At 25.1% G+C, this 24,564-nt stretch carries 23 protein-coding genes and 1 tRNA gene; 5 read left to right on the plus strand and 19 right to left on the minus strand.

Features of this window, described 5'->3' with window-relative positions; translation table 11 throughout:
• Positions 1-2 precede the first annotated feature (2 nt).
• The 4 genes from dapA to BT993_RS00725 are packed head-to-tail and all read right to left on the minus strand — an operon-like array spanning position 3 to position 3,841.
• Positions 3-869 (minus strand): 4-hydroxy-tetrahydrodipicolinate synthase, encoded by an 867-nt coding sequence (dapA, locus tag BT993_RS00710; protein ID WP_072592761.1) that lies wholly within the window; start codon positions 867-869, stop codon positions 3-5.
• Positions 866-1,792, minus strand: coding sequence for an endo alpha-1,4 polygalactosaminidase (locus BT993_RS00715; protein WP_072592762.1), 927 nt, complete (start codon positions 1,790-1,792; stop codon positions 866-868). The genes dapA and BT993_RS00715 overlap by 4 nt, the downstream gene beginning before the upstream one ends.
• Before the next feature lie 11 nt (positions 1,793-1,803).
• The gene (locus BT993_RS00720; RefSeq protein ID WP_072592763.1) at positions 1,804-2,631 is read right to left on the minus strand and encodes a hypothetical protein; all 828 of its coding nucleotides are present in this window, start codon (positions 2,629-2,631) and stop codon (positions 1,804-1,806) included.
• Positions 2,632-2,638: 7 nt separating this feature from the next.
• Entirely contained in the window at positions 2,639-3,841 is a 1,203-nt protein-coding gene (locus BT993_RS00725) for an aspartate kinase (protein ID WP_072592764.1), read from the minus strand.
• A gap of 141 nt (positions 3,842-3,982) precedes the next feature.
• Here BT993_RS00725 and BT993_RS00730 point away from each other — a divergent pair, with 141 nt between their 5' ends.
• From BT993_RS00730 to BT993_RS00740, 3 genes are all read left to right on the plus strand, one after another.
• Positions 3,983-4,726 (plus strand): toxin-antitoxin system YwqK family antitoxin, encoded by a 744-nt coding sequence (locus tag BT993_RS00730; RefSeq protein WP_072592765.1) that lies wholly within the window; start codon positions 3,983-3,985, stop codon positions 4,724-4,726.
• A gap of 83 nt (positions 4,727-4,809) precedes the next feature.
• Entirely contained in the window at positions 4,810-6,096 is a 1,287-nt protein-coding gene (locus BT993_RS00735; protein ID WP_072592766.1) for an FAD-dependent oxidoreductase, read from the plus strand.
• Positions 6,097-6,155: 59 nt separating this feature from the next.
• Positions 6,156-6,231, plus strand: a tRNA-Thr gene (locus BT993_RS00740).
• 48 nt (positions 6,232-6,279) lie between these two features.
• Here BT993_RS00740 and dapB read toward each other — a convergent pair.
• The 3 genes from dapB to BT993_RS00755 are packed head-to-tail and all read right to left on the minus strand — an operon-like array spanning position 6,280 to position 9,120.
• Entirely contained in the window at positions 6,280-6,996 is a 717-nt protein-coding gene (gene dapB, locus BT993_RS00745) for a 4-hydroxy-tetrahydrodipicolinate reductase (RefSeq protein ID WP_072592767.1), read from the minus strand.
• A complete protein-coding gene (locus tag BT993_RS00750; RefSeq protein WP_072592768.1) occupies positions 6,996-7,769 on the minus strand; it encodes an SDR family NAD(P)-dependent oxidoreductase in 774 nt (257 codons plus the stop codon). The genes dapB and BT993_RS00750 overlap by 1 nt, the downstream gene beginning before the upstream one ends.
• On the minus strand, positions 7,762-9,120 hold the full coding sequence (locus BT993_RS00755) for an MATE family efflux transporter (RefSeq protein ID WP_072592769.1): 1,359 nt from the start codon (positions 9,118-9,120) through the stop codon (positions 7,762-7,764). The genes BT993_RS00750 and BT993_RS00755 overlap by 8 nt, the downstream gene beginning before the upstream one ends.
• A gap of 124 nt (positions 9,121-9,244) precedes the next feature.
• Here BT993_RS00755 and BT993_RS00760 point away from each other — a divergent pair, with 124 nt between their 5' ends.
• Complete coding sequence (locus tag BT993_RS00760; protein ID WP_072592770.1) at positions 9,245-10,357, plus strand: anaerobic sulfatase maturase; 1,113 nt, start codon at positions 9,245-9,247, stop codon at positions 10,355-10,357.
• Positions 10,358-10,474: 117 nt separating this feature from the next.
• Here BT993_RS00760 and BT993_RS00765 read toward each other — a convergent pair whose 3' ends face one another.
• The 11 genes from BT993_RS00765 to BT993_RS00815 all read right to left on the minus strand — a co-directional run bounded on the left by BT993_RS00765 (position 10,475) and on the right by BT993_RS00815 (position 21,743).
• Positions 10,475-11,554 carry an ABC transporter ATP-binding protein gene (locus BT993_RS00765; RefSeq protein WP_072592771.1) on the minus strand — a complete coding sequence of 360 codons (1,080 nt, stop codon included), beginning with the start codon at positions 11,552-11,554 and terminating at the stop codon, positions 10,475-10,477.
• Between the two features lie 8 nt (positions 11,555-11,562).
• Positions 11,563-12,456, minus strand: a complete 894-nt coding sequence (locus BT993_RS00770; RefSeq protein ID WP_072592772.1) for a sugar ABC transporter permease — start codon at positions 12,454-12,456, stop codon at positions 11,563-11,565.
• The gene (locus BT993_RS00775; RefSeq protein ID WP_072592773.1) at positions 12,456-14,474 is read right to left on the minus strand and encodes a sugar ABC transporter permease; all 2,019 of its coding nucleotides are present in this window, start codon (positions 14,472-14,474) and stop codon (positions 12,456-12,458) included. Before BT993_RS00775 ends, BT993_RS00770 begins: the two co-directional genes overlap by 1 nt.
• A 2-nt stretch (positions 14,475-14,476) precedes the next feature.
• Positions 14,477-14,884, minus strand: a complete 408-nt coding sequence (locus BT993_RS00780) for a hypothetical protein (RefSeq protein WP_072592774.1) — start codon at positions 14,882-14,884, stop codon at positions 14,477-14,479.
• A 68-nt stretch (positions 14,885-14,952) separates the two neighbouring features.
• Positions 14,953-16,254 (minus strand): sugar ABC transporter substrate-binding protein, encoded by a 1,302-nt coding sequence (locus BT993_RS00785; RefSeq protein ID WP_072592775.1) that lies wholly within the window; start codon positions 16,252-16,254, stop codon positions 14,953-14,955.
• Positions 16,255-16,469: 215 nt separating this feature from the next.
• Complete coding sequence (locus BT993_RS00790) at positions 16,470-17,477, minus strand: ABC transporter ATP-binding protein (RefSeq protein WP_083557339.1); 1,008 nt, start codon at positions 17,475-17,477, stop codon at positions 16,470-16,472.
• Positions 17,458-18,258, minus strand: a complete 801-nt coding sequence (locus BT993_RS00795) for an ABC transporter permease (protein WP_072592776.1) — start codon at positions 18,256-18,258, stop codon at positions 17,458-17,460. Before BT993_RS00795 ends, BT993_RS00790 begins: the two co-directional genes overlap by 20 nt.
• On the minus strand, positions 18,259-19,065 hold the full coding sequence (locus BT993_RS00800; RefSeq protein ID WP_083557340.1) for an ABC transporter permease: 807 nt from the start codon (positions 19,063-19,065) through the stop codon (positions 18,259-18,261).
• A 118-nt stretch (positions 19,066-19,183) separates the two neighbouring features.
• Positions 19,184-20,092: an ABC transporter ATP-binding protein gene (locus BT993_RS00805; RefSeq protein WP_072592778.1), complete on the minus strand. Its 909-nt coding sequence runs from the start codon at positions 20,090-20,092 to the stop codon at positions 19,184-19,186.
• Between the two features lie 51 nt (positions 20,093-20,143).
• Positions 20,144-20,935 (minus strand): ABC transporter permease, encoded by a 792-nt coding sequence (locus BT993_RS00810; RefSeq protein WP_208600497.1) that lies wholly within the window; start codon positions 20,933-20,935, stop codon positions 20,144-20,146.
• A 1-nt stretch (position 20,936) separates the two neighbouring features.
• Positions 20,937-21,743, minus strand: coding sequence for an ABC transporter permease (locus BT993_RS00815; RefSeq protein ID WP_072592780.1), 807 nt, complete (start codon positions 21,741-21,743; stop codon positions 20,937-20,939).
• A 209-nt stretch (positions 21,744-21,952) separates the two neighbouring features.
• On the opposite strand from BT993_RS00815, the gene BT993_RS00820 reads away from it, so the two are divergent.
• Positions 21,953-23,047 carry an IS30 family transposase gene (locus BT993_RS00820; RefSeq protein ID WP_158007920.1) on the plus strand — a complete coding sequence of 365 codons (1,095 nt, stop codon included), beginning with the start codon at positions 21,953-21,955 and terminating at the stop codon, positions 23,045-23,047.
• An 84-nt stretch (positions 23,048-23,131) separates the two neighbouring features.
• Here the strand turns inward: BT993_RS00820 and BT993_RS00825 are convergent, their stop codons facing one another.
• Positions 23,132-24,427 (minus strand): sugar ABC transporter substrate-binding protein, encoded by a 1,296-nt coding sequence (locus BT993_RS00825; RefSeq protein ID WP_072592781.1) that lies wholly within the window; start codon positions 24,425-24,427, stop codon positions 23,132-23,134.
• Positions 24,428-24,564 lie beyond the last annotated feature (137 nt).

Here is a 24,564-nt window from a genome sequence, read left to right on the forward strand (position 1 = left end):
ACCTATATCAGTCCTTTTTGAATAAATAACTCTCTTAGTCTATTTTTAGTTTCATCAGTTGCAGATAATAAAGGTTCTCTAACTCCATCATTTTCAAGTAATCCTAATATATTCATAGCAGATTTAATAGTTACAGGATTTCCAGCTATAAACATTGATTTATGTATATCATACATAAATTGATGTAATTTAAATCTTTCTTCCCCCTCTAATTCAAATTGCATTGCTACTTGTTTTGGAAAAGCATTTGCAGTAACAGAAATTACTCCACATGAACCAATAGCTTGCATAGGTAACATAAAATTATCTTCTCCTGATATCACAGCAAAATCCTTATCAACCCTATTTATTATTTCTATCATTTGATCCATATTACCTGTAGCTTCTTTTATTCCAACTATATTTTTTACTTTAGATAACTCAACAGTTGTTTCTACTTCCATATTAACACCTGTTCTTGATGGCACATTATAAAGTATTACATCTACACCAACTTCAGCTATCTTTTTATAATGATTAATTATTTCTCTTTGTGTTGGTTTATTGTAATATGGAGTTACAGAAAGTACTGCGTCAACTCCTAAATTTTTACATATCTTAGTTAAATATATTGCCTTTTCAGTTGAATTTGAACCAGCACCAGCAATTACTTGTATTTTACCCTTTGCCTCATCTATAACTGTTTTTATAGCTAAAATATATTCTTCTTCACTCATAGTTGCAGTTTCTCCAGTCGTTCCACAAACAACAATACCTTTTGTCATATTATCTATATGAAATCTAACAAGTTCCCTAATTTTTTCAACATCTAATTTTAAATCTTTATCAAAAGGTGTTACTAATGCTACATAGCTTTTTGTATACTTCATTTTAAACCTCTTTCCTCAAAATAATAAAAAGTGTCAACTGTATCTAATAAATATCCGTCTACACCTATTTCATCTAATTTTTTTTGATAGTTTTTAATAATTTTTTTCCATTCATTATTCCAATATTTTACTATATAGTTTCCTGACCAATCCTTATTTTCTTCTACTATCCAATCAGGATATTTATCATTCCAACTTTTTTCCCAGTAATAACGATAATCTTCTGCCTCTCCTATACTAAAATATGCTATTACTAATCTTCTATTTCCTGAACTCTTTTTCTTTAAATTTTCAATCTGATTTTTTGAAAAAAACTTTCCATTTATAGATGGTTCTATTAACAAAATATCAAAATCTGTATTTTTTAAAGCTTTCATATATTCTTCTAAATTCTTAAAATTTTCTGGATTTAATAAACATAAAAAATTTTTAGCATCACTTAAAGAATTAATATCATTTTGGTTAAATTCTTTAACAGGTTTATATATTTCCTTTGCTTCAAATGAAGGTAATAATTCATTCACAAAATTAAATTTTTTACTTTCATTTTCTAAATTCTTTTTTGTATTTTCTCCTATCCCATAATTAATAGTTAATACTACTTTACCAGACCGTCTTATTGGAATTATCATATCTAGTAATTCATTTTTTAATTTTAATGATGTTTGCTTATTAAATTTTAATTCATCTCCATAAAAAAGTGATTCTTGTGTTGTTCCATTTGTTACTTGAAAAAACTCTTCATCAATATTACCATTATTAAAATATATTGAATTTCCATTTTGAGTTATAATAATTTTATCTTTACTTGTATTTTCTCTTAATTCTCTTATCAAATCTCTCATTTTATTTTTATAAATCTCTTGTGAAAAAATATTAAAAGAAAAAATTAAAAAACAAAATATCATAAAATATTTTCTCATATTTCACCCTCTTATATATTCATTAAATATTCAATTCTTTCATCAATAAATTCATTTATTTTTCTTAAATCTAACGAATCTTTTATGCTAGTTTTATTTATTTCATCTCTAATCTTAGTTAAATTTTCTAAATCTTTCTTAATAAAATAGTAATTTGCTTGTAGTAAATCTAACATCATTAAATAATTAATTCTATACCCTTGAAGTTCTGGATAAAACTTTTCATTTATTTTTCTAACTTCAATTCTAGCATTTCTAAAGTCTTCTTCTTTAAGAGCATCAAAATTATGTAAATTATTATAGAAAATTCTATTATACTTATTTAAAGGATAATCTTTAAATTTATCTTCCATATCTACTAAAACTTCTTCAACTTTTTCTTTTTCATTTGTAATAAAATATATATACATAAATATTTCATCTGCTAAATAAGTTGGTTCTGCACTTTTAGATATCCAAGCATTGTTATAAGCATTATTGTAATCTTCTCTTTTAATTTCAAATAATGATAGATAATTGTATACTAAAGGATTTATATTTTTAAGTTTATACATTTCAAGTATTTTTTCATCTGAAATATATAGTCTTTTAATAATTAAACTAGGTAATGTTTCAGCAAAATCTGTTACTACAACATCATCAAATTCATACTGCATACTATTAAGTAGTTTAAAAAATTCTCTATCATAATAAAAATCTGTTTTTTCAAGTTCTGAATAAAGATAATTATGTTCGACTTCTTTAGTTATAGGGTTATAATCATTTTTATCTATAGTTACCTTATCTGAAATTGAGGAACAAGAACAAATTAAAAGAAAAATAAATATATATCTTTTCATATTACTCCTATAATTCAAATTTTTCTGCAAGTAATCTTGCTACATTTTCAGCTATATTTTCATCAACTACTATAGAAATAGTTATTTCTGATGTAGAAATTTGATGAAAACTTATATTATTTTCTGATAAAACTTCAAAAATTTTAGAAATAGTATTTATTGAAGTTGCAAGTCCTATACCAACAAGAGATACTTTTACAACATTACTATTTATAAGTATGTTATAATTATGGTCTAAATCATCAAACATTTTTTTAAGTATTTCTTCATCATTTCTAGGTGATGTAAATGCAATACTTCCTTTTTCTGCTATTACATCATTTTGACTTATCATGTCAATTATAACACCATATTCAGAAGCCTTTTTAAAAATAGGATAAAGATTTCTAGCATAAGTTGGTATTCCATCTATAGTAACCATAACTATATTCTTATTAATAGAAATTCCTCTAATTTCTTTCTTTTCCATTATTTTCTCCTTAAATGTAATTATTGTTCCATTTTCCATTCCAAGTGTTTTTCCTACATATATACTAATACCATATTTAAAACCAAGTTCTACTGCTCTTGGTTCCATTACACCTGCTCCAAGATATGCAAGTTCCATCATTTCTTCATATGATATATACTGTATTTTTTTTGAATTTTCATAAACCCTTGGATCTATAGTATAAACTCCCTCAACATCTGTATATATTTTACATTCAGCATTAAGAGAACATGCAAGTGCTACTGCTGATGTATCTGACCCACCTCTACCTAAAGTGGTAATATCTCCGTTTTCATTAATACCTTGAAACCCTGCAATAATTACTATCTTTCCCTCATTTAAATTTTTTAAAATTATTTCATTATTAATACTTTCAATAGTATTTTTAGTATGTAGACCTAACGTTTTTATTCCTGCTTGTTCTCCAGTTAAAGATATAGCTTTTTGACCAAGTTCTATTAATGCCATAGAAAGCAAGGCAATAGTTTGTTGTTCTCCTGTAGACATAAGTCTATCAAGTTCTCTTTTATCTGGATTTTTAGAAATTTCATTAGCTAATTTTATTAAATTATCTGTAGTTTTACCCATAGCTGATACTACAACTACTAAATCTTTTCCAGATTTCTTTACTTCAATTAAGTGTTTGGCAATATTCATTATTTTCTCTGTTGTTGCAACTGAACTGCCACCATATTTATGTACTACAATTTTTCTGTTCATAAATTCTCCTAGTATTGTGCTTTTATATATATTTTACCACATTTTATATCAAGTTGCATAGTAAAAATATTATAACCATATCTTCCTTTTTGAGATTTTCAAGCTATAATATATTATAGTAAATATTTATGGAGGTTCTTTATGAGAGTTTATTTAGGTTTGGACAATACTCCCATTTTAAATGGAGAATACAAAATATTAAAATCTGTTGATTATCTAACTGAAATTATAGGTATAGAAAATTATAAAAATGGGCTTTTAGATGGAAAAAAAATAGTTTTTGATAATTCAGGTATAGGAAAACTTATTAAATCATTAAATTATGAAAATGGCGTATTAGTTTCTGAAGATGATATTGATAATCCTAATGAATACATTCAACTTGCAATTGATGAGAATAAAGCTTCAAAAAGAAATGGAAACTATATACTTTATGCAAATGATGAAACATCTATTTTCACTTTAAAAAATGGTATGTTTGAAAAAAATAAATGGATATTTAATGATAATCCTAACTTTGAAAATCCTATTTTGTTATCAATAGAACATTTTATAGCTAATCATCATGTAGGAGAACAAGTATTTTTCCATGAAGATGGTAAAATAATGTTAATTGAATATTATAGAGAACATACAGGAGCCTTACCTGAAAAATCAACTTGGTTTGACTATGATGAAGATGGTAACCTTATATCAGAAAGAAACTTCAGAAGAAACAAAAAAGACGGTAGACATAAATACTATGATAAAAATGGTACTATATATAAAGATATTTCATATAGAGATGGTAAATTATTTGGACCTTCAATTTATTACAAAGAAGATGGCACAAAACTTATAATCGATTATGAATTTGGTTTTAAAATAGGAGAAAGAGTAGAATAATGGGAATAAATTCCCATTTTTTATTGAAAATATTAGTTAAATAATATAGAATATAGTATACATAATATATAGGACGGTGTAAAATGAGAATAGTTGTAATAGGTGGAGGGGCGTCAGGAATGATGTTTTCTACACAATATAAAAAAATGAATCCAAATGACGAGATAATTTTATTTGAAAAAACTCCATATGTTTCATGGGCTGGATGTCCATCTCCATATTATATAGCAAATGAATTACCACTTAAAAAAGTTATAGGTTCTCCAGCTGATTCTTTTATAAACAAAGGAATAGATGTAAGAATAAACACTAAAGTAAGTGAAATAAATTTTGATGAAAAATATGTTATAGTTAATAACGAAAAAGTTTCATATGATAAATTAGTATTAGCCATTGGTGCTAAATCTACTTTAGATATTAAAAAAGATAAATACTATAGCTTATCACATGCAGTTGATGCAATAGAAATCAAAAATTTCATAGAAAATAATAAACCTAAAAATGCCTTAGTTTTAGGCTTAGGATTTATAGGTTTAGAAATGGTTGAAGCATTACTATTAAATAATATTAATGTAACTGTTGTAGAAAAAGCTAATGATGTATTTAATATATTACCATTAGAATATAGAAATATATTAAAAGAAAAAATAGAAAATAAAAATGTTAAATTAATTCTAGGTAATGGAGTTAAAGAATTTAATGATGAAAATGTAATATTAGAAAATGATGAAAAAATAGATTTTGATATGTTAATAATATCTACAGGTATAACTACTAAAACTGAAATATTAGGAAATAAAATTACCTTATTAAACAATAAAATAGTTGTTGATGATAACTTTAAAACAAATATAGAAGATGTCTATGCCTTAGGAGATGCTGTATTAAATAAAAATATCATAACTAATGAATATACTTATGCTCCTTTTGGTGATGTTGCTAATAAGCATGGAATGATGCTTGCTAAATTACTTTCAGGTAAAAAATCAGAATTTATAGGTGTTATAAATACATATGCAACTTCATTCTTTGATTTAAAAATTGCTGGTACAGGATTAACAGAAGCATCTGCAATAAACAAAGGATACAATGTAGGTAAGGTAAATATGGAGGTATTAACTAAAAATTCTGGATTTAAGGATTCTATTTCTGGAAGTGCTGAAATAATTTATGATAAAGATACTAATACTGTACTTGGAGCAACTATGATAGGAAATGAGGCTGTAGCTCAATTTATAGATCAAATTTCTATAGTTATTAGATTTAAAATAAAAATAGATGATTTAATTTCTGTAGATTTTGCATACTCACCAACTAATGCTAGTGTATGGAACCCATTACTAGTACTTTATAGAAAAGTAATAAAATAGGGAGATTTTCTCCTTTTTTTATTGACAATAAAAATAAATTTATGTATAATAAATCATATGCCGCTTTAGCTCATTCGGTAGAGCAACTGACTTGTAATCAGTAGGTGATTGGTTCGATTCCGATAAGCGGCACCATATTAAAAAATAAATTTGAATATATAAAGGAGAGCCTGGCTCTCCTTTTTACATTACATCTTTCATATTATATAATCCATTTTCAAGTTTTACTAATTTAGAAATAACATTTACTGCACCATCTGAAAATATTTTTCTTGACATAGCACTATGTTTTAATTCTATTATTTCATCTCCTTTAGCATATATTACTGAATGTTCTCCAACAATGGAACCACCTCTAATAGAGTGAACTCCTATTTCATTTTCTTGTCTTTTTTCATCTTTTCTTCCATATACTCTATTTCTTTTTTCATCAAAACAAGAATCAATAATATCAAGTAAAGTATTAGCTGTACCACTAGGAGCATCTATTTTTCTATTATGATGTGCTTCCACCAGCTCTATATCAAAATCTTTAAGTATTTTAGTTGCATATTCAACTATTTTATTTAAAGCATTAACTCCAAAAGAGGTATTAGTCGATTTAAGTATAGCTATATCTTTACTAGCATTTTCTATAATTTTCACTTCATCACTACTATGACCTGTAGTAGCAATCAATACATTTTTCTTTTTAGATACTGCAAACTCTAAAATATCAGATGTTAATAAATGATTTGAAAAATCAATTATGACATCAAATTCCTTATCAACCTTAGAAAAAGAATTAAATTCACCCTTACCAAATATATCTACTCTTCCTACAAATTCATATCCTTTATCCTTAATAGAATTTATTAAATATTCTGACATTACTCCTGCACCAACTACCAATACTTTCATTATTTTTCCTTTCTTTCCTGTATTTTTTCAACAAAAATCATCAATAATTTAACAGGTACAAACCTAACTAAAAATACTGTTATCTTATTTAAAATTCCAGGAATAATCATTCTTTTTCCAATATGTTTTAAAGCATAATCTGCAACATTTTTAGGACTAGCAACACGCATATTATCAAATAATTTAGAATTTTCTAAATTAGAACTTTTAACAAATTCTGTACTAGTTGCACCCGGTGCTAAAATAGAAACTTTAATATTACTGTCTTTTAATTCATGAGATATCGCATTAGTAAAAGATGTTACAAATGATTTTGTAGCATAATATATACTCATTTTAGGTCCAGGCATAAAACTTGCTATAGAAGATACATTTAATATTTTACCTCTATCATATTTTAACATATCTTGAAGATATAGCTTAGTTAATGATACTAAAGATAATATATTTAAATTTATCATATCTATTTCTTTGTCAAGGGAAGTTTCTGAAAAATCTCCAAACAGTCCAACTCCTGCATTATTAATAAGTATTTCTACAAATAGATTTTTGCTTTTTGTGTATTCATATATCTCTTTGGCACTAGATATCAAACTTAAATCCTTTTGTATTACATGTATATCTATGTCCCTATATTTCTCTTTAAATTTTTCTAAAATATCAATTCTTCTTGCAACCAAAATTAAATTTTTACCTTTTTTTGCATAATTTTGTGCAATTTCCATTCCTATACCAGAACTAGCTCCAGTAATTAAAATATAGCTATTATTCATATTTAATATTACTCCTCCAACTACTATTTCTAATTATCACATAAAATATCGCTGCTGCTAAAAAATTTGAAAATAAATTACCATAAAATATTGAATAATATCCTAGGTATGAACTTGTAACAAGTATAAATAAATATCTAAATACCCATATTCTTAAAAATGACATTATAAGGGGGTATATATTTCTACCTAAAGCATTAAATACTGATTGTGTAATAATAAATAATGCAAAAGGAAATACTGAATATGTATAAATATTTAGTGCTTCTTGTGTTTTTATTGCTACATTATAGCTTGGCTCATATAAGGCAATTAAATATTTTGAACTTGAAAGAACTATAACTAAAAGTATTAATGCTACTATTTCTCCTATCAATAAACCCTTTTTATATATATCTTTAGATTTTTTAACATTCCCTACCCCTATATTCATACTTATCATAGTTGTTACCGTAGTTCCTATAGATGTTGGAACGGTAAAACATATATTATTTATCTGTGATGCAATTGCAAGTCCAGCAAAAACATCAGTACCATAAATTTCTATTTCAGCATTAATTAAATAAAAACCTAAATTTATTGAAGTAAATGATAATATAGTTGGTATTGATAATCTTATCATTTCTTTAACTACAGAATAATCAAATCTATATTCCATAATGCTAAGTTTAAACTTATATTTTCTTATAAACAAATCATAATACATCCAAACTGTTGTAAAAATATATGCCGTTAATGAAGCAAATATTGCACCTTTAAGTCCCATTTTAAAGAAAATCAAATAAATAAAATTAAATAAAATTTTTAATATTAATAATACTATCATTCTATAAAAAGTTGCTTCTGGCTCACCAGTCGCACTTTTAATAGCATTGAATATAGATGCCATAAATTGAAATGGTATTATTAATGCACTAAGAGAAAAATATGTTATAGCATAATTTCTAATAACAGGGTCATTTGGTGCTAAAAAATCAGCTCCAAAAAAACATATAGGCATTAAAAATATTCCTAATATAAAGCCAAAAATTAATACTTGTAAAGAAACATTTTTTACACCTTTAAATTCTCCTTTACCATTTAACTGACCTATCATTGACATAGCCACTACACTTAATCCTTGAGATATAGCTATTAACATATTATACACAGGTTGTACATATGAAACACTTGCTCCAACATCTGTCCCCAATATTCTATTTAGAAACAATCCATCTGAAAATGGTATAAGTACTTGAACTATAGACATCATAAATGTTGGTATAGTTAAAAAAAGTATTGTTTTTATAGTATCCCCATGTATTATCATTTCACGTCTTTCATCTAAATTCATTTTTAATAAATTATTCATATATTCCCTCTTATTATTTTCAATATAAATCAATAATACTTTATACTGAATATTAAGTCAAGGAATTTTAATATATTGTCTTATTTTCATATGTAAGGTATAATTTAAGGGTAAGAGGTGTTTTATGAAAATAAATAAACTAAGAAGTCTGAACTTATTAATTAAACCTGCATCTTGCAATTGTAATTTAAGATGTAGTTATTGCTTTTACTTTGATGTTGCAGAAAATAGAGAAACATATACTTATGGAAATATGTCTTTTGAAACATTAGAAAATTTAGTAAAAAAAGTTTATGACTGTGTAGAATATCAAGTAAACTTCATATTCCAAGGTGGAGAGCCTACAATGAGAGGTATAAATTATTATTATAAACTTCATGAACTTATAGAAAAATATAATATAAATAATGTAAATACAACATTTTCTCTACAAACAAATGGAACTTTATTAAATAAAAGATGGTTTGATTTATTTAAAAAATATAATTATCTAATTGGTGTATCACTTGATGGAACTAAAGATATACATGATATTTTCAGAATAGATATTAGGCAAAAAGGAACATTTGATTCTGTACTTAATAATATAAATAAATTAAGAGAACAACAAATTGATTTTAACATATTGTGTGTTGTAAACTCAGAAGTTTCAAAAAATGCAAAAGAAATATACAATTTTTTTAAAGAACAACAATTTAAATTTATACAATTTATTCCAGCTTTAGATCCTCTAAAAAATTATGATGAGCAAGATTATACTTTAACTGCTGAAAATTATGGTGAATTTTTAGATGAGATTTTTAATCTATGGTATGAAGATTTAAAAAAAGGTAATTTTATAAGTATAAGATACTTTGAAAATCTTTTATTAATTTTATCAGGAAGAAATCCTGAAGCATGTGATATGGTTGGTCATTGTTCTGTTAATACTGTTATAGAGGCTGATGGTTCTGTATATCCTTGTGATTTCTATGTTGTTGATGAAAGAAGATTAGGAAATATCAATACTCAAACTATACCTGAAATTATATTCTCACAAAAGGCAACAGAGTTTGTAAGAGAATCATTTAAAATTGATGAAAAATGTAAAACTTGTAAATATTTAAAAATATGTAGAACTGGGTGTAAAAGACATAAAGATGAAAATAATGTAAACAAATTCTGTTATAGTTATAAATATTTTTTTGGAAAAAATTTAGATAAACTTGTGGATATAAGAAATAGATTTATTAAATAATATTTTATATAAAAATTTAAAGTATTTCAAAATAAAAAAAGCTTGTTTTTTTTCACAAGCTTTTTTATTAATTAAAACTATATATAATTATATCCCCTTTTTATTTTATTACATTTCCTATATTCTATTTCCATTTTCATCAAAGAAATGTAAAGCTTCTGTATCAAATCCGAAATTATGAACTTCACCAATTTCATATTGATAATGTCCAGGCATTGTAACAACTAAATTAGTTCCATCAGTTAATTTACAGTAAAGTAATTTTTCTTTACCTAACATTTCTATAACTTCTATAGTTGCAGCAAATCTATTTTCATGTTCTTCTCCACTTAAAAATCTTTCAGATCTAATACCTAAAGATACTTTTTTACCTTCATATTCTCTTAATCTTTCTTTATCTATCTCATTAGCTTTAATAACAACTTCTTCAGAATTAGATATGAAGTGAGCATCTTTAATATATCCCTCCATAATATTCATAGTAGGAGAACCAATAAATTTAGCTACAAATATATTTTGAGGTTTGTTATAAAATTCTTCTGGTTTACCAACTTGTTGTATTTTACTATCATTCATTAATACTATTCTTGTTCCCATAGTCATAGCTTCTGTTTGATCATGTGTAACATATATAGTAGTTGTATCTAAATTTCTATGTATTTTAACTAACTCTATTCTCATATGTTCTCTTAACTTAGCATCTAAGTTAGATAATGGTTCATCCATTAAGAATACTGCTGGTTTTCTAACAATAGCACGTCCAAGTGCAACCCTTTGTCTTTGTCCTCCTGAAATATCAGATGGTTTAGAGTAAAGATATTTTTCTATTTGTAGAATTTTAGCTGCTTCTAAAACTCTTTCATGTATCATTTTTTTATCCATTTTTCTCATAGCAAGAGAAAATGCCATGTTATCATAAACTGTCATATGTGGATATAGTGCATAACTTTGGAAAACCATTGCTATATTTCTATCTTTTGAGTGTACTTTATTCATTATTTTATCATCAAATAATAACTCTCCTGTTGTAATTGAGTTTAATCCAGCTATCATTCTTAATAATGTTGATTTTCCACACCCTGATGGACCTAGTATAACACAAAAATCTTTACTTTCTATTTCTAAATTTATATTTTCTAAAGTATAAACATCATTTCCCTCATATTTTTTCCCTACATTTTTTAATTCTACTTTCATATATTCTCCTATCCTTTCACTGATCCACTACTTAATCCAGATACTAATTGTTTTTGTAGTATTATAAATAATAATACTATCGGTATTGCTGTTAAAATTCCTCCTGCAGCAAACACTGGTTCTAGTCTTGTTCTATCATCAGCAATTAACGTAAATAAACCAGCTGCAAGTGTATATTGTTTAGGATTTGTAAGTAATATTCTTGGTAATAAGAAATCCATAAATGGACCTATAAATGACCATAATGCAATTATAGCTAACATAGGTTTTGCTATAGGCATAATTATCAATCTATAAACCTGCATATTAGAAGAACCTTCCATTCTAGCAGCCTCATCAAGTTCTGGAGATATAGAATCTATATAACCTTTAAGTATAAAAGTATTACCTGCTATACCACCTATTGAATAGATTGATATTAACATTAATGTTCTTGTAAAGAAAGGAAAAATAGATACTATAATCTGGTGCATAGTATAATAAGCAGCTATTCCTGCAAATGCTGGTATAACTTGAATTAACATTATTGCCATTAATGATACTTTTTTACCTTTAAATCTAAATCTTGAGTATACATATCCTGTGAAAGATACTATAAATAATGTAAATAAAGCTGTAGCTGTTGCTATAACTATAGTATTTACTACCCATCTTAAAAACAATGTTTTACTAAATAAAATACTGTAATGTTTTAATGAAAAAGTAAAACTTGAACCTAATATTAAATATTTTTGTTGTTCTCCATTAAATGATGCAACAACCATAAATAAAAGTGGTACTATTATTAATAAAGCCCAAATAGTTAAAATAGTATAACTAAGTCCTAATCCAACTTTTCCTGCAAAATTCAAAGGTGGTTTATCTGATAAATATAAATTAGTATTTTTACTTTTCTTAGCCATTATTTCCCCTCCTTGAACGCTTTAGAATTTTTAAATCCTAAATATGCTACAAACATCAATCCTATTGAGATAAATACTGTTATTGCAGCCCCTATAGATTGATATTGTTTCTCTATAGTTAGTTTATAAATATATGAAATTAGTAAGTCTGTACTTCCTGCTAAGTTTCCATATTTAGACGGATCAAATGGTCCACCACCATTAAACAGATAAATTATAGAGAAATTATTAAAGTTAAATGTATATTGTCCTATTAATAATGGTGCTGTTTGGAATAGAACTAAAGGTACAGTAATCTTAGTTAATTTTTGCCAAGCAGTTGCACCATCTATATCTGCTGCTTCATATAAATCAGCTGATATACCTTGAAGTACTCCTGTTGATAATAAGAAAACATATGAGCTTCCTAACCATGTTTGTAGTGAGATTAATGCAACCCTTGTTAAAGTTGTACTATTTTTTATAGCCCAATCTCCACCAAACATAAATTCTAATATCTTAGTAATTTGTCCAGTTCTTGAAGACATAATACTAAAGAACATTATTGTAATAAATGCTGGTACTGCCCATGGTAATAAGTATATTGTTCTATATAAAGTTTTACCTTTAATTCTTTCATTATTTGCAAGTAATGCAAGTCCGAATCCAACTGTAATTGCAAGAGTTGTTGCAAATACTGTCCATAATAATGTCCAACCTAAGATTAACCAGAATGGTCCTCCTGCAATCCCTGTTCCTGTAAGTAATAACTTATAATTTTCAAAACCTATCCATTGGAACTTAGATTGATTATTAGGATCCATACCTGCAAATGATAATAATATTGTTGTCATTATTGGTAAAATTACTACAAATATTAATAAAATAAATGAACTTATAGAAACTATATAAGGGAACCCCTCTTCTTTTAATGATTCTATAGTTTCAAAAGTAGTTTTAGGTCTAATACCTTTTAATTTTGCAACCATAACATCTTTAGCATCTTTAAATGATAAATATGAAATTGTAATTGTAAATAATATTAATATAATAGAAATTATTCCTTCTATCATAAATATTATAGATTTATCTAATTTTTTACCATTCTTTGCAAGAGAAATTAATCCTCTTATACCCTCTCCTCTATAGTTTCCATAACCTAAAGTATAAGGGATTGCTACAAAATAAATAAATAATAAACCTATAAAAAATAATGCTGCCTTAAAGTATTGTTTATTATGATATTGTCCAAATCCTGGGAATAATAATGATAATAATGCTGGTGTTTTATTTATTGATTCAATTTCTACAGGTATTTTTCTATATAAATCAGCTATATCTTGTTGCATTATCTTATATCTTGATTTAACTTCAACAGTAGATAAATAATTTAAAACATTTATTCTACTCTTAATACCCTCACTTGGAATATCAAGTTTTAATACTTCCAATTTATCTTTTAATTCCATTTTTAATTGACTAATTTGAGTTCTTAATGCTTTTCCTGAAATTAATCCCTCACTATGACTATTTTTTAATTTATCTACTTCTGATTTGAAAATATTTTTTAAATCTTGTTTTTTAGATTCAAATTCTTTAATTTTTTCTTCTTCATCATGTCTTGAAAGAGTTGATAATTTAAGTTGTAATTCTTTCTTTTCCTTAATTGATTCACTATATAATTTTATTATACTTGGTAATCTATCAATTTTTATAGCACTCTTTTTAGATTCCAATTCAAAATCATAGCTTTTTTCTTCTTTACCTGCATAAAATAAATTCAATTTTTCTGCTTCAAATAATTCAATTCTTAACTTTGCTTCTTTTTCATCAAATTTTGATAATAATTCTTTCTTTTCAGTAAACTTAAGTTTATTTAATGCAGAAAGATATATTTTTTCTTCTTCAAGTAATTTTTTCATTTCCACAATATATGAATGTGAATTTTTATTTGTTGTAATGCCATCAGCTACATCTTTTAAATAAAGATTTTTCCTTGCATGAGGATTATCTAAACTATCATAAACTTTATGATTCATGATTATTCCCCTCTTTCTTTTTGTTTAAATTTTAATATATAAATAACCAAGATAAATTGAATAATTATACTTAAATAATAAAAAATTGTATCTTGTTTAAATACAAATATTTTAAATAGTATATTAGAAGTTATAAATAAAGTCCATACCCCTTTATATAAGCTATTTATTTTATAATGTCTATAAGACACATATGTATATATTGAAAAAATCATAAATATAGAAACTGAACTAAAATATTTTATCATTTCCACAGTAATATAATCATTCAAAGATATACCAGTTTTGGAATGTACTTCATTAAATAAGTCTATACTTTTAACTGCATACATACCATTTAAACTTTCAAATATCATTATAAACAAAACCATAAGTAAAAACTTATTTAATGTATTTCTATCTAATTTCATAAATCCTCTTCTTTAAAAAAGGAGTAAGTGCTTTTAGAACATGTTCTTTAACACCTACTCCATTTAATCTATTGTCCTAAATTTGTTAATAATGCTTTAAAGCTTGCTTGTACTTCTTTATATGCCTCTTCTGGAGTTGCAGGTTTTTTAGCTTCCCATGAAAGTAAAGCATTTTCCCATGTTGTCCATACTTGTCCCCATTCTTGGAATAATGGTCTTGAAATAGCTCCTTCATATCCTTCTATAACTGAAGTTATAACTTTTTTATCTAATTCTTCTAATTCAAGTTTAGCATATTCATCTGTAGAAACGTTAGGCATGATTTTACCTGTTATTTTATAGAAATCTGCTGCAAACATTGGATTCATAATTTCAGCTATTACTGCTTCAGATAAAGCTAATTTTTCCATGTTTTCTTCATTTCTAGCATTAATTGATAAAGCCCATCCACCTTTCCAGTGTTTTAATTCTTTACCAGCAAATTTAGCTTGATTTAATCCAGCAACTTCTAAGTCTTCTCCAACTAATCCTGACCAAGCTGCTAATTCCCATGGACCAGAAATTCTAACTGAACCTTTTTTACCAGTTTTGAAATTATCATCCATGTATCCATAAACTGCTGTTATATCAAAAATAGGAAGTTTTTTATCATTTGATTCTTTCCAATATTTATGTAATCCAACAAACATAGTTTGTACTTCTGGAGTTAATTCTGCCCAATCTTTTGTTAAGTCAGAAAAGAATTTATCTCCATCTTTACCTAATAATTCTACACCAAATCCATTAGTTATAGCAACAGCCCACCATGCGTTAAATACAGGTATCATAGCAACTTCAGGAGAAAGTTCAGCTAAATCTAAATTAGCTAAATCTATTCCGTTTGCTGCAACGTTTTTAGTATTGTATCCTAATAATAATGTTTCAATATTGAAAGGGAATCCATAGTATGAACCATCAAATTTTAATTGTCCACCAAGTCCTTTATCAAAATCTCCAAATCCACCAATTTTATTACCTAAAGCTTTAGCATCAAATGAAGCTAATAAGTCTTTTCCGTGTAATGATTCTATTCTATCTAATGGTATAGCAAAAACGTCAGCTACATCTTCATTTTCAGCATTAGTTTCTTCAATAACTTTCATATGATCAAATGAACCAATAACTTTTAAATCTATTGTAGCATCAGGATTTTTTTCCTTAACTCTTTCTATTGCTGCCTCATAATAAGGTTTCCAAGATTCTTCAGCTTGTACAACTATATGTCCTGTTAAACCTTCTCCATTTCCAGTTTTAACATCTCCTTTAGAACCACAAGATATTAATAAAGAAAACGCTAAAAATACACTTGTTGCAAGTTTCTTAAAATTCATAATTCTTCCACTCCTACTTCTTTAATTTTTATATTTTTTATGCAATCGTTTGCAATTTTCACTAATATTATACCTCATTAATTACTAAAGTCAACATATTTTTCATAAAAAGTTTACTTATTAAATATATTAGCAGAAAAAAGTTGGAAAAATTAAATTTATGTTATTTATAAAGATATACTTATATATTAAACTAAAATCAATACTTTTAAAGCTTAAGCATTTTCAGTTCCATAATCATTGTTGTATATTCTTTTAACTATTTTATCTATACTTATTTCTTCAAATTTAATATTTTCTATTTCAAGATTATTGAATAATTTTAGTATTAATTCTTTTTCTCTTTCTATATTATTTTCAAATATAATTCTTAAATTATTTTTTTCTAATTTATATTCTTTTATTATTTTATCTAAAATAAATTCATTCATTAAATCAGAAACATTAGTAGTGTTAATTAAATTACATATGCAAACTTTGTCTTTTGAATATATTTTTTTCAAATTTTCTAAACTATTCTTATATATAATCTCTCCATTATTAATTACAATAATATTATTACACAAATATTCTACATCTCTCATATCATGTGTTGTAAGTAACATAGTAATATTTTCATCTTCATTAATTTTCTTTAAAGTTTTTAAAATTTTATCCTTAATAACTACATCTAATCCTATAGTTGGTTCATCTAAAAAAAGAATTTTAGGTTTATGAAGTAATGCTCCTGCTAAATCAGCTTTCATTCTTTGCCCTAAAGATAGTTGTCTTATTTGTTTATACTTTATTTCCTCTATATTTAAAATATTATCAAGATACTTATATCTTTCTTCAAATTCTTTATTACCTATTCCATATATCTCTTTTAAAAGTTTCAGATTATCTTCTAATGTCAAATCCCACCATAAACTTGACTTTTGACCAAATACTACACCTATAATCTTAGCATTCTCAATTCTATTTTCAGTCGGTATTAAAGAATTAACATAACAATTACCAGATGTTGGAGTTAATATACCTGTTAACATTTTAATAGTAGTTGATTTTCCACTTCCATTAGGTCCTAAAAATCCTAATATTTCTCCTGCATTAATTTCAAAATTAAGATTAGATACTACTCTAAGTACTTTTTTATCTCTACTAAATAAACCTTTTCTTTTATATATTGTAAATTCCTTAGTTAAATTTTCAACTTTTATTATACTATGACCCTGAGCTTTCATATCTTTTTTCACCTTGCTTCCAAATTATTTTTGTAATCATAATTAAAACTATAACTATAATAATTAATTTCATAAAAATATATATATTTAATTTTTCTAACAATATATACTTTATAGGGTAATATGCTGTTAAAGAATAAGCAAATACATATGTCAAAATCATTTGCATAACTTTTGGATATATAGTTATTGGATATTTAGCATAAGTAGATATTGAATACAACGCATTTAATATGCTGAACCCTTTTTTGATGTAAAAGACTGATGATGTTGCAATTACTTTAAGACAAGTATAGACTATTACACCTATTACAAGAAAAAACAATGTTTTTAAAATCAAGATAAAATTAATATCTATTTTTAATTTTAATACAGCATAAACATATAAACTTATTCCTGTAATTATTTCTCCAAGAGCATCAAATTGTACTTTTTCTATAATTATTTGAAATAAAGGATTTAATGGTCTTACTAAATATTTATCATATAAGCCTCTAGTAACTCCATTGCTAGAAAAATTCCATAAGAAATCTGAATAAAAATGGTCGATACCTTTTGTTAATTGAGCAAAACCATATAAGGCTAACATTTGATAAACATCAAATTCATCTATACTAGATGTATTGTTATATAATATTCCAATGAATAATAATCCACTTATTTGTATAATTAGAAAAGCAAGAATCCCAATTATGAAATTAGACATTGAATTTGTAAATATTTTAAATTCGTACTTAAATTTAACTAAATATATATGTAAATATTTTAAAATCGTCTTCATCTACCCTCCATTTACTTGTAATCTAATTTTAGCTTTGCTATATACTACATTAACAACTATCCATAATATTATGCACCATATCGCTTGAATTAATAATATTTTGACAGAATTATATCTTGAAAATTTATTTAATAATATAGAAACTGATCCAAAATTAATGTAGTAAAAAGGTGTAAGTTCTAAAAATTTAACTACCCTATCAGGATAAAAACTTAATGGAAATAGTTGTCCTGTAACTATCATTAATATTGCATTTTCTAACATTATAAAGCCCCAAATATAGTTGACAAAAAAAGAACAAAATCCAACTAATATACTTATTTCAAAATTTATAATAATACTAAATAATAATGAAACAGTATAAAATAAAATACTTCCTAGAGTTATTTCAGACTTTATATTAAATATATTCATATATATTATTAACATTGATATTATTGGTAAAAATAACATTGTTAGGTTATATAAAACTTGCCCTATTCCTTCTCCTACTAATTTTTTTATATAAGATACTGGTCTTATGAAACTATTTGTTATTTCCCCACTTTTAACTTCGTTAGAAATTATTCTTGCTATATCTACATTTATTATCATGGCTGTCAAATTAGACATAAGAGTATACAGTATAATTGAATTAAAGCTATAGCCCTCTATTGTGGGTTTACCAGAACTATTATAAACCACAGACCATAAAAATAGCATCCCTAAAATATTAAATATCCCTGATAACACAGAAATCCAGATATCCCATTTATATACTAAACTTCTTTTCAAGCTATTTCTTGAATAAATACTAATTATCTTCATTTCATTTTTAAGACTAAATAATAATATTTAATATTAATGTTAGTCTTCCTTTCTGAAAAATTTTAATTTTATAATAGGTCTTATTTTGATATTTTTTATTCTCTATTTTAACATCTTTCTATAATTCATATAAATTAATTAAAATATTTTCCAATGTTTGTTCATTTATTTCTAAATTTATTACTTGATTTTTTTCTATAATTTCTTTCATAGCATTTAAAAATTCATCTTTTGATTTTAATTTTAATTTATATTTTAAATCATCTATTTTTTCTTTTATGTAACTATCACTAATTTCAAATTCACTGTCATTTTTTATTTCAACCATTATTTCATGAGTTATACCAGATTTTTTTAAAAGTTCATCTATATTCCCTTTATAATAAAGAAGTCCTTTATTAATTATCATAATCTTTTGAGTAACATTTTCTATATCTTCTAAATCATGTGATGTTATAACTACAGTTGTATTAAATTCCTTATTTATTTTTTTTATTAATTCATGAATATTTTTCTTAGATTTTACATCTAATCCTATTGTAGGTTCATCTAAGAATACTAATTCTGGATTATGTAAAAAAGTTGCAACTAATTCACATTTAGTCTTTTGTCCTAAACTTAATTCTCTAACTGGTTTATTCTCTAGTCCATTCAACTCTAATATCTCACTTAATTTTTTTAAATTATTTCTAAACTCTTCATCTGGTATGTCATATATTCTTTTTAAAATATAATATGTGTCAATAGATGGTAAATCCCATTCTAGTTGCGATCTTTGACCAAACATTACCCCTATATTTTTAACATATTTTTTTCTATTTTTTTGAGGTTCTACACCATTTATTAATATAGTTCCACTTGTTGGTTTTAATATTCCAGATAACATCTTTATAGTTGTACTTTTACCAGCTCCATTTACACCAAGAAACCCTATTATATCCCCTTTTTCAACTTCAAATGAAATCCCTTTTATTGCTTCAAAGTCCTTAAATTTCTTAGTCAATTTTTCAACTTTTATATAACTCATTTAATTATCTCCTTATATTTTAATTTTGTATTTTAGTAATCAAATTACCTACTAATTTCCTACTGATGAATATTTTTTTTCTAATTTTTTAAATAATAAATATGACATTACAAAAAAAAGTATTCCTGCTAAAGGAAAAAATAAGTCTAAATAATTATTTTGAGGTTTAATCTTATTTAATATTATACTTATTGGATAATATGATACTAATGTTACTGGCAATATATATGAGAAAAAATCTTGTATATATTTTGGAAATACATCTTTTGGATATTGCATCATTGATACACTTCCTTGTATAAATATTCCTGTAAATTCAATATATTGTGTAAATAGAAATGTTAATGAGCCTACAGCAATATATATTCCAGCATAAAGACTTGTTGATGAAGCTAAAACAAATAACAAGTAGATTAGCTTATATATATTACTAATGTGTTCAAAATTATAGAATAAACCAATAATTAAAACAAATATAGCTAATAATAACCTACCTATTCTCACGGGCTGAAAATTATATGCAGAAATTTGTAGCAATGTAGAATATGGTCTTAATAAATATCTATCGTATTTCCCCTCTCTTATTATAGATTGAATATTTGATTCAAATCCTCTAAAAAATACTTCTGAAAATGAAAACGAAAAGTTAATTATTCCATAAAGTAAAAAAACTTCTGTTAATTTCCAATTATTTAAACTTCCAAATTTATTAAATAAAGATAATAATCCTAAAAATTCAAATAATATTATTAGTAATTGATTAAATAATCCTACCATAAAATTAGCTTTATAGACTAAATTAGATTTTAAAACCATTTTTATTATATGTATATATTTTAGCATACTAACCTCCATAAATTTCTAATCTACTTGTAAATTTCTCATAGACTTTTTTAGAATATTTATAAAATATAAATATCCATATAAGTTGTATCATTATTTGTAAAAAAATCTCCTTATAATCATAAACACCATTAAATATTAATGCTGGTGTATCTACGATAAATTTAAATGGTTGATATTTTAAATACACAACTAACTCTTTAGGATAAAAAGATAATGGAATTATCATACCTGATAACATAAAAGTAAGAGATGTAATCAAACCTATAAAATTAGAGATTGATGTAAATATGAAACACAGACTATATATTGAAACAGTAATCAACGAACTTAATATAGTAGATAAAAAAATACTTATTAAGAAAAAGAAAAATATATAGATTTTAGGTAATATTATTGAAATCTCACTTAAATTAAAGATAGGGAATATAAGTAATACAATTATAAACATAGGTACTGACCTTACTAAAAATCCAACTAATCTCCATGAAAATGTTTTAGAAAAAATTGAATTAAATATACTAACAGGTCTAATCAAATCAATGGAAATAGTACCCGTCCTAATAGAATCAAAATCTTTCCAATTTATATTCCAAGGAACTATCATAAATAAAAATTGTGTCATCCAAATATATGTAATAGTTTGAGAAACACTCATTGGCGATAACAATTCATTTTGGGAAACAAACGCAGTTATTGTATATATTCTAAATATTGCGAAAAATAACTGTGTTACTATTCCAGAAATAATTGATATTACAAATTTTTTTGAAAGTTTCATTTCTTTAATAATTTGGCTAAGTAACATTAAATAATCCTCCTTTTATATTTTTTATTCTACTAAATTTTAATTAGCTTTTTATTATACCCAGCTAATACTATTTTGTCAAGACAAAAAACTACACCTACAAAATCTCCTAAATTCCAAAAGTAAGTGTCCAAAAAAGAAGTTGAAAAAAAATAGGATATACAGTACAATCATAAATGACGAAATCTATTGAAAGGAACTGTATATCCATGACTAATAATAACACATATTTTGAAATTAATAAAGAGAAAAAATTTAAACACCTTACTAAAGTTGATAGAGGTATAATATCTCATATCCTTAAAGAACATAACATTAAAGATTTAACCAAATATATTATTAAGCCCTCTACTAAAAACAGAAAATATTTTATCTCTGTATTAAATAAAATTTCTATTTCTTTAAATAAATCTATCAAAACTATTAAAAGAGAAATAACTAGAGGTACTATTAAACAACTTGATATTTTCTATAGACCTATTTTAATTTATGCTTTTAATATATCTCATGATAAATATAGAGAAAGAATTACTAAAAAAGAATTACCTCTTAAAATTGATAATAATACTAAATTACCTTTTGAAATAGCTAGATTATTAAATAATAAATTTTCTCCTTATGCTATTATTCAAATTCTTAAGAGTAAGTATAATATTAACTTTTCTATTCAAACTCTATATAATTATATACATAAAGATTTATTTAAGTTTGTTGGATATAAAAAAGTTGATAATACAATAATATATAAGAGTAAGGGTAATAGAACATATAATAAAAGAGTTATTAAATCTGGTGGTTTATCTATTGATGATAGAGAAGATTTAGTTAATTTTAGAGAAATATTAGGGCATTGGGAGATTGATACTGTTGTTGGAATTAGAGAGGGTAAATCTAAAGTTATACTTACTCTTACTGAAAGAGTTTCAAGATTAAATATTGTTACTTTATTAGATGCTAAGACTAATGATAATGTTATTAAAGAGGTTAAGAAGATAATTAAAAGTAATAAGTATTTAATTCATTCTATTACTTCTGATAATGGTGTTGAATTTTCTAATGTTAAGGATATTAACGATTTGGGGGTTAAGTGGTATTTTGCTCATCCTTATTGTTCTAATCAGAGAGGTTCTAATGAGAATAATAATAAGTTTATTAGAAGATTTATTAATAAGGGTAAGTCTATGAATAATTTAAAGAAAAAAGATGTTAAATTTATTGAAAATTTTATGAATAATTATCCTAGAAAAATTTTCAATTCTTCAACATCTTTACAAGTTTATGAGTGCTTGTTAAATCTTATTTAATTCTTTTTTTGGACACTTACTTTTGGAATTTAGGATCTTTTGTGGTGTAGTATTTTCAATCTTTAGTATTAATACTTACTTTATTTATTGACCTAAATTTGTTAATAATGCTCTAAAACTTGCTTGTATATCCTTATAAGCTAACTCTGGTGTAGCAGGTTTTTTAGCTTCCCATGAAAGAATAGCATTTTCCCATGTTTCCCATACTTGTTCCCATTCTTTAAATAAAGGTCTTGATACTGATACTTCATATCCATCTATAACAGCATTTATAGCTTTTTTATCTAAATCAGATAAATCAACTTTAGCATAATCTTCTTTAGAAACATGTGGCATAACCTTACTTGTATATCTATAAAAATCAGCAGCATATTCAGGATTCATAATTTCAGCTATCACAGCCTCTGATAAAGCCAATTTATTAGCATCTTCTTCATTTCTAGCATTGATAGATAATGCCCAACCACCTTGCCAGTGTTTTAATTCTTTACCTGCAAATTTAGCTGTGTTAAGTGCTGCCACATCAAAATCATCTCCAACTAATCCTGACCAAGCAGATAATTCCCATGGACCTGCAATTCTAACTGAACCTTTTTTACCAGTTTTAAAATTATCGTCCATGTATCCATAAACTGCTGTTGTATCAAATAAAGGAAGTTTTTTATCATTTGATGCTTTCCAATATTTATGTAAACCAACAAACATTTTTTGCATATCTGGAGTTAGTTCTGACCAATCTTTTATTAAATCAGAAAAGAATTTATCTCCGTCTTTAGCTAATAACTCAACTCCAAAAGCGTTAGTTATAGCAACACCCCACCAACCATTTATAATTGGTATCATTCCAACTTCAGGTGAAATTTCAGCAAAATCTAAATTAGATAAATCTACTCCATTTATTACAACATTTTTAGTATTATATCCTAATAACAATGTTTCAATATTAAAAGGGAATCCAAAATATGAATCATTAAATTTTAAATGTCCTCCAAGTCCTTTATCAAAATCTCCAAATCCTCCAAGTTTTACACCTAAAGCTTTAGCATCAAATGGAGCTAATACATCTTTTTTATAAAGAGATTCCATTTTATGTAATGGAACAGCAAATACATCTGCCACATCTTCATTTTCAGCATTAGTTTCTTCAATAGCTTGAATATGGTCAAAAGAACCAATAACTTTTAAATCTATTTTAGCTTCAGGATTTTTTTCTTTAACTCTAGCTATAGCTTCTTCATAATAAGGTGCCCAAGTTTTTTCAGCTTGTACAACTATATGTCCTGTTAAACCATTGTTAGTTTTTTCTGATATTTTAGAACCACAAGATAGTAATAAAGAAAACATTAAAATTCCACTTGTAACAAGTTTTTTTAAATTCATAATTTTTCACTCCTAATTTATTTTATTTATGCAATCGTTTGCAATTTACATTAACATTATATTCCAATAATCTTTATTGTCAATATCTACATTAATATTTTTTATACTCTCACATTAAATTAGAGTGTGTTTTAATT

Source organism: Streptobacillus ratti (assembly GCF_001891165.1).
Classification (GTDB): Bacteria; Fusobacteriota; Fusobacteriia; order Fusobacteriales; family Leptotrichiaceae; genus Streptobacillus; species Streptobacillus ratti.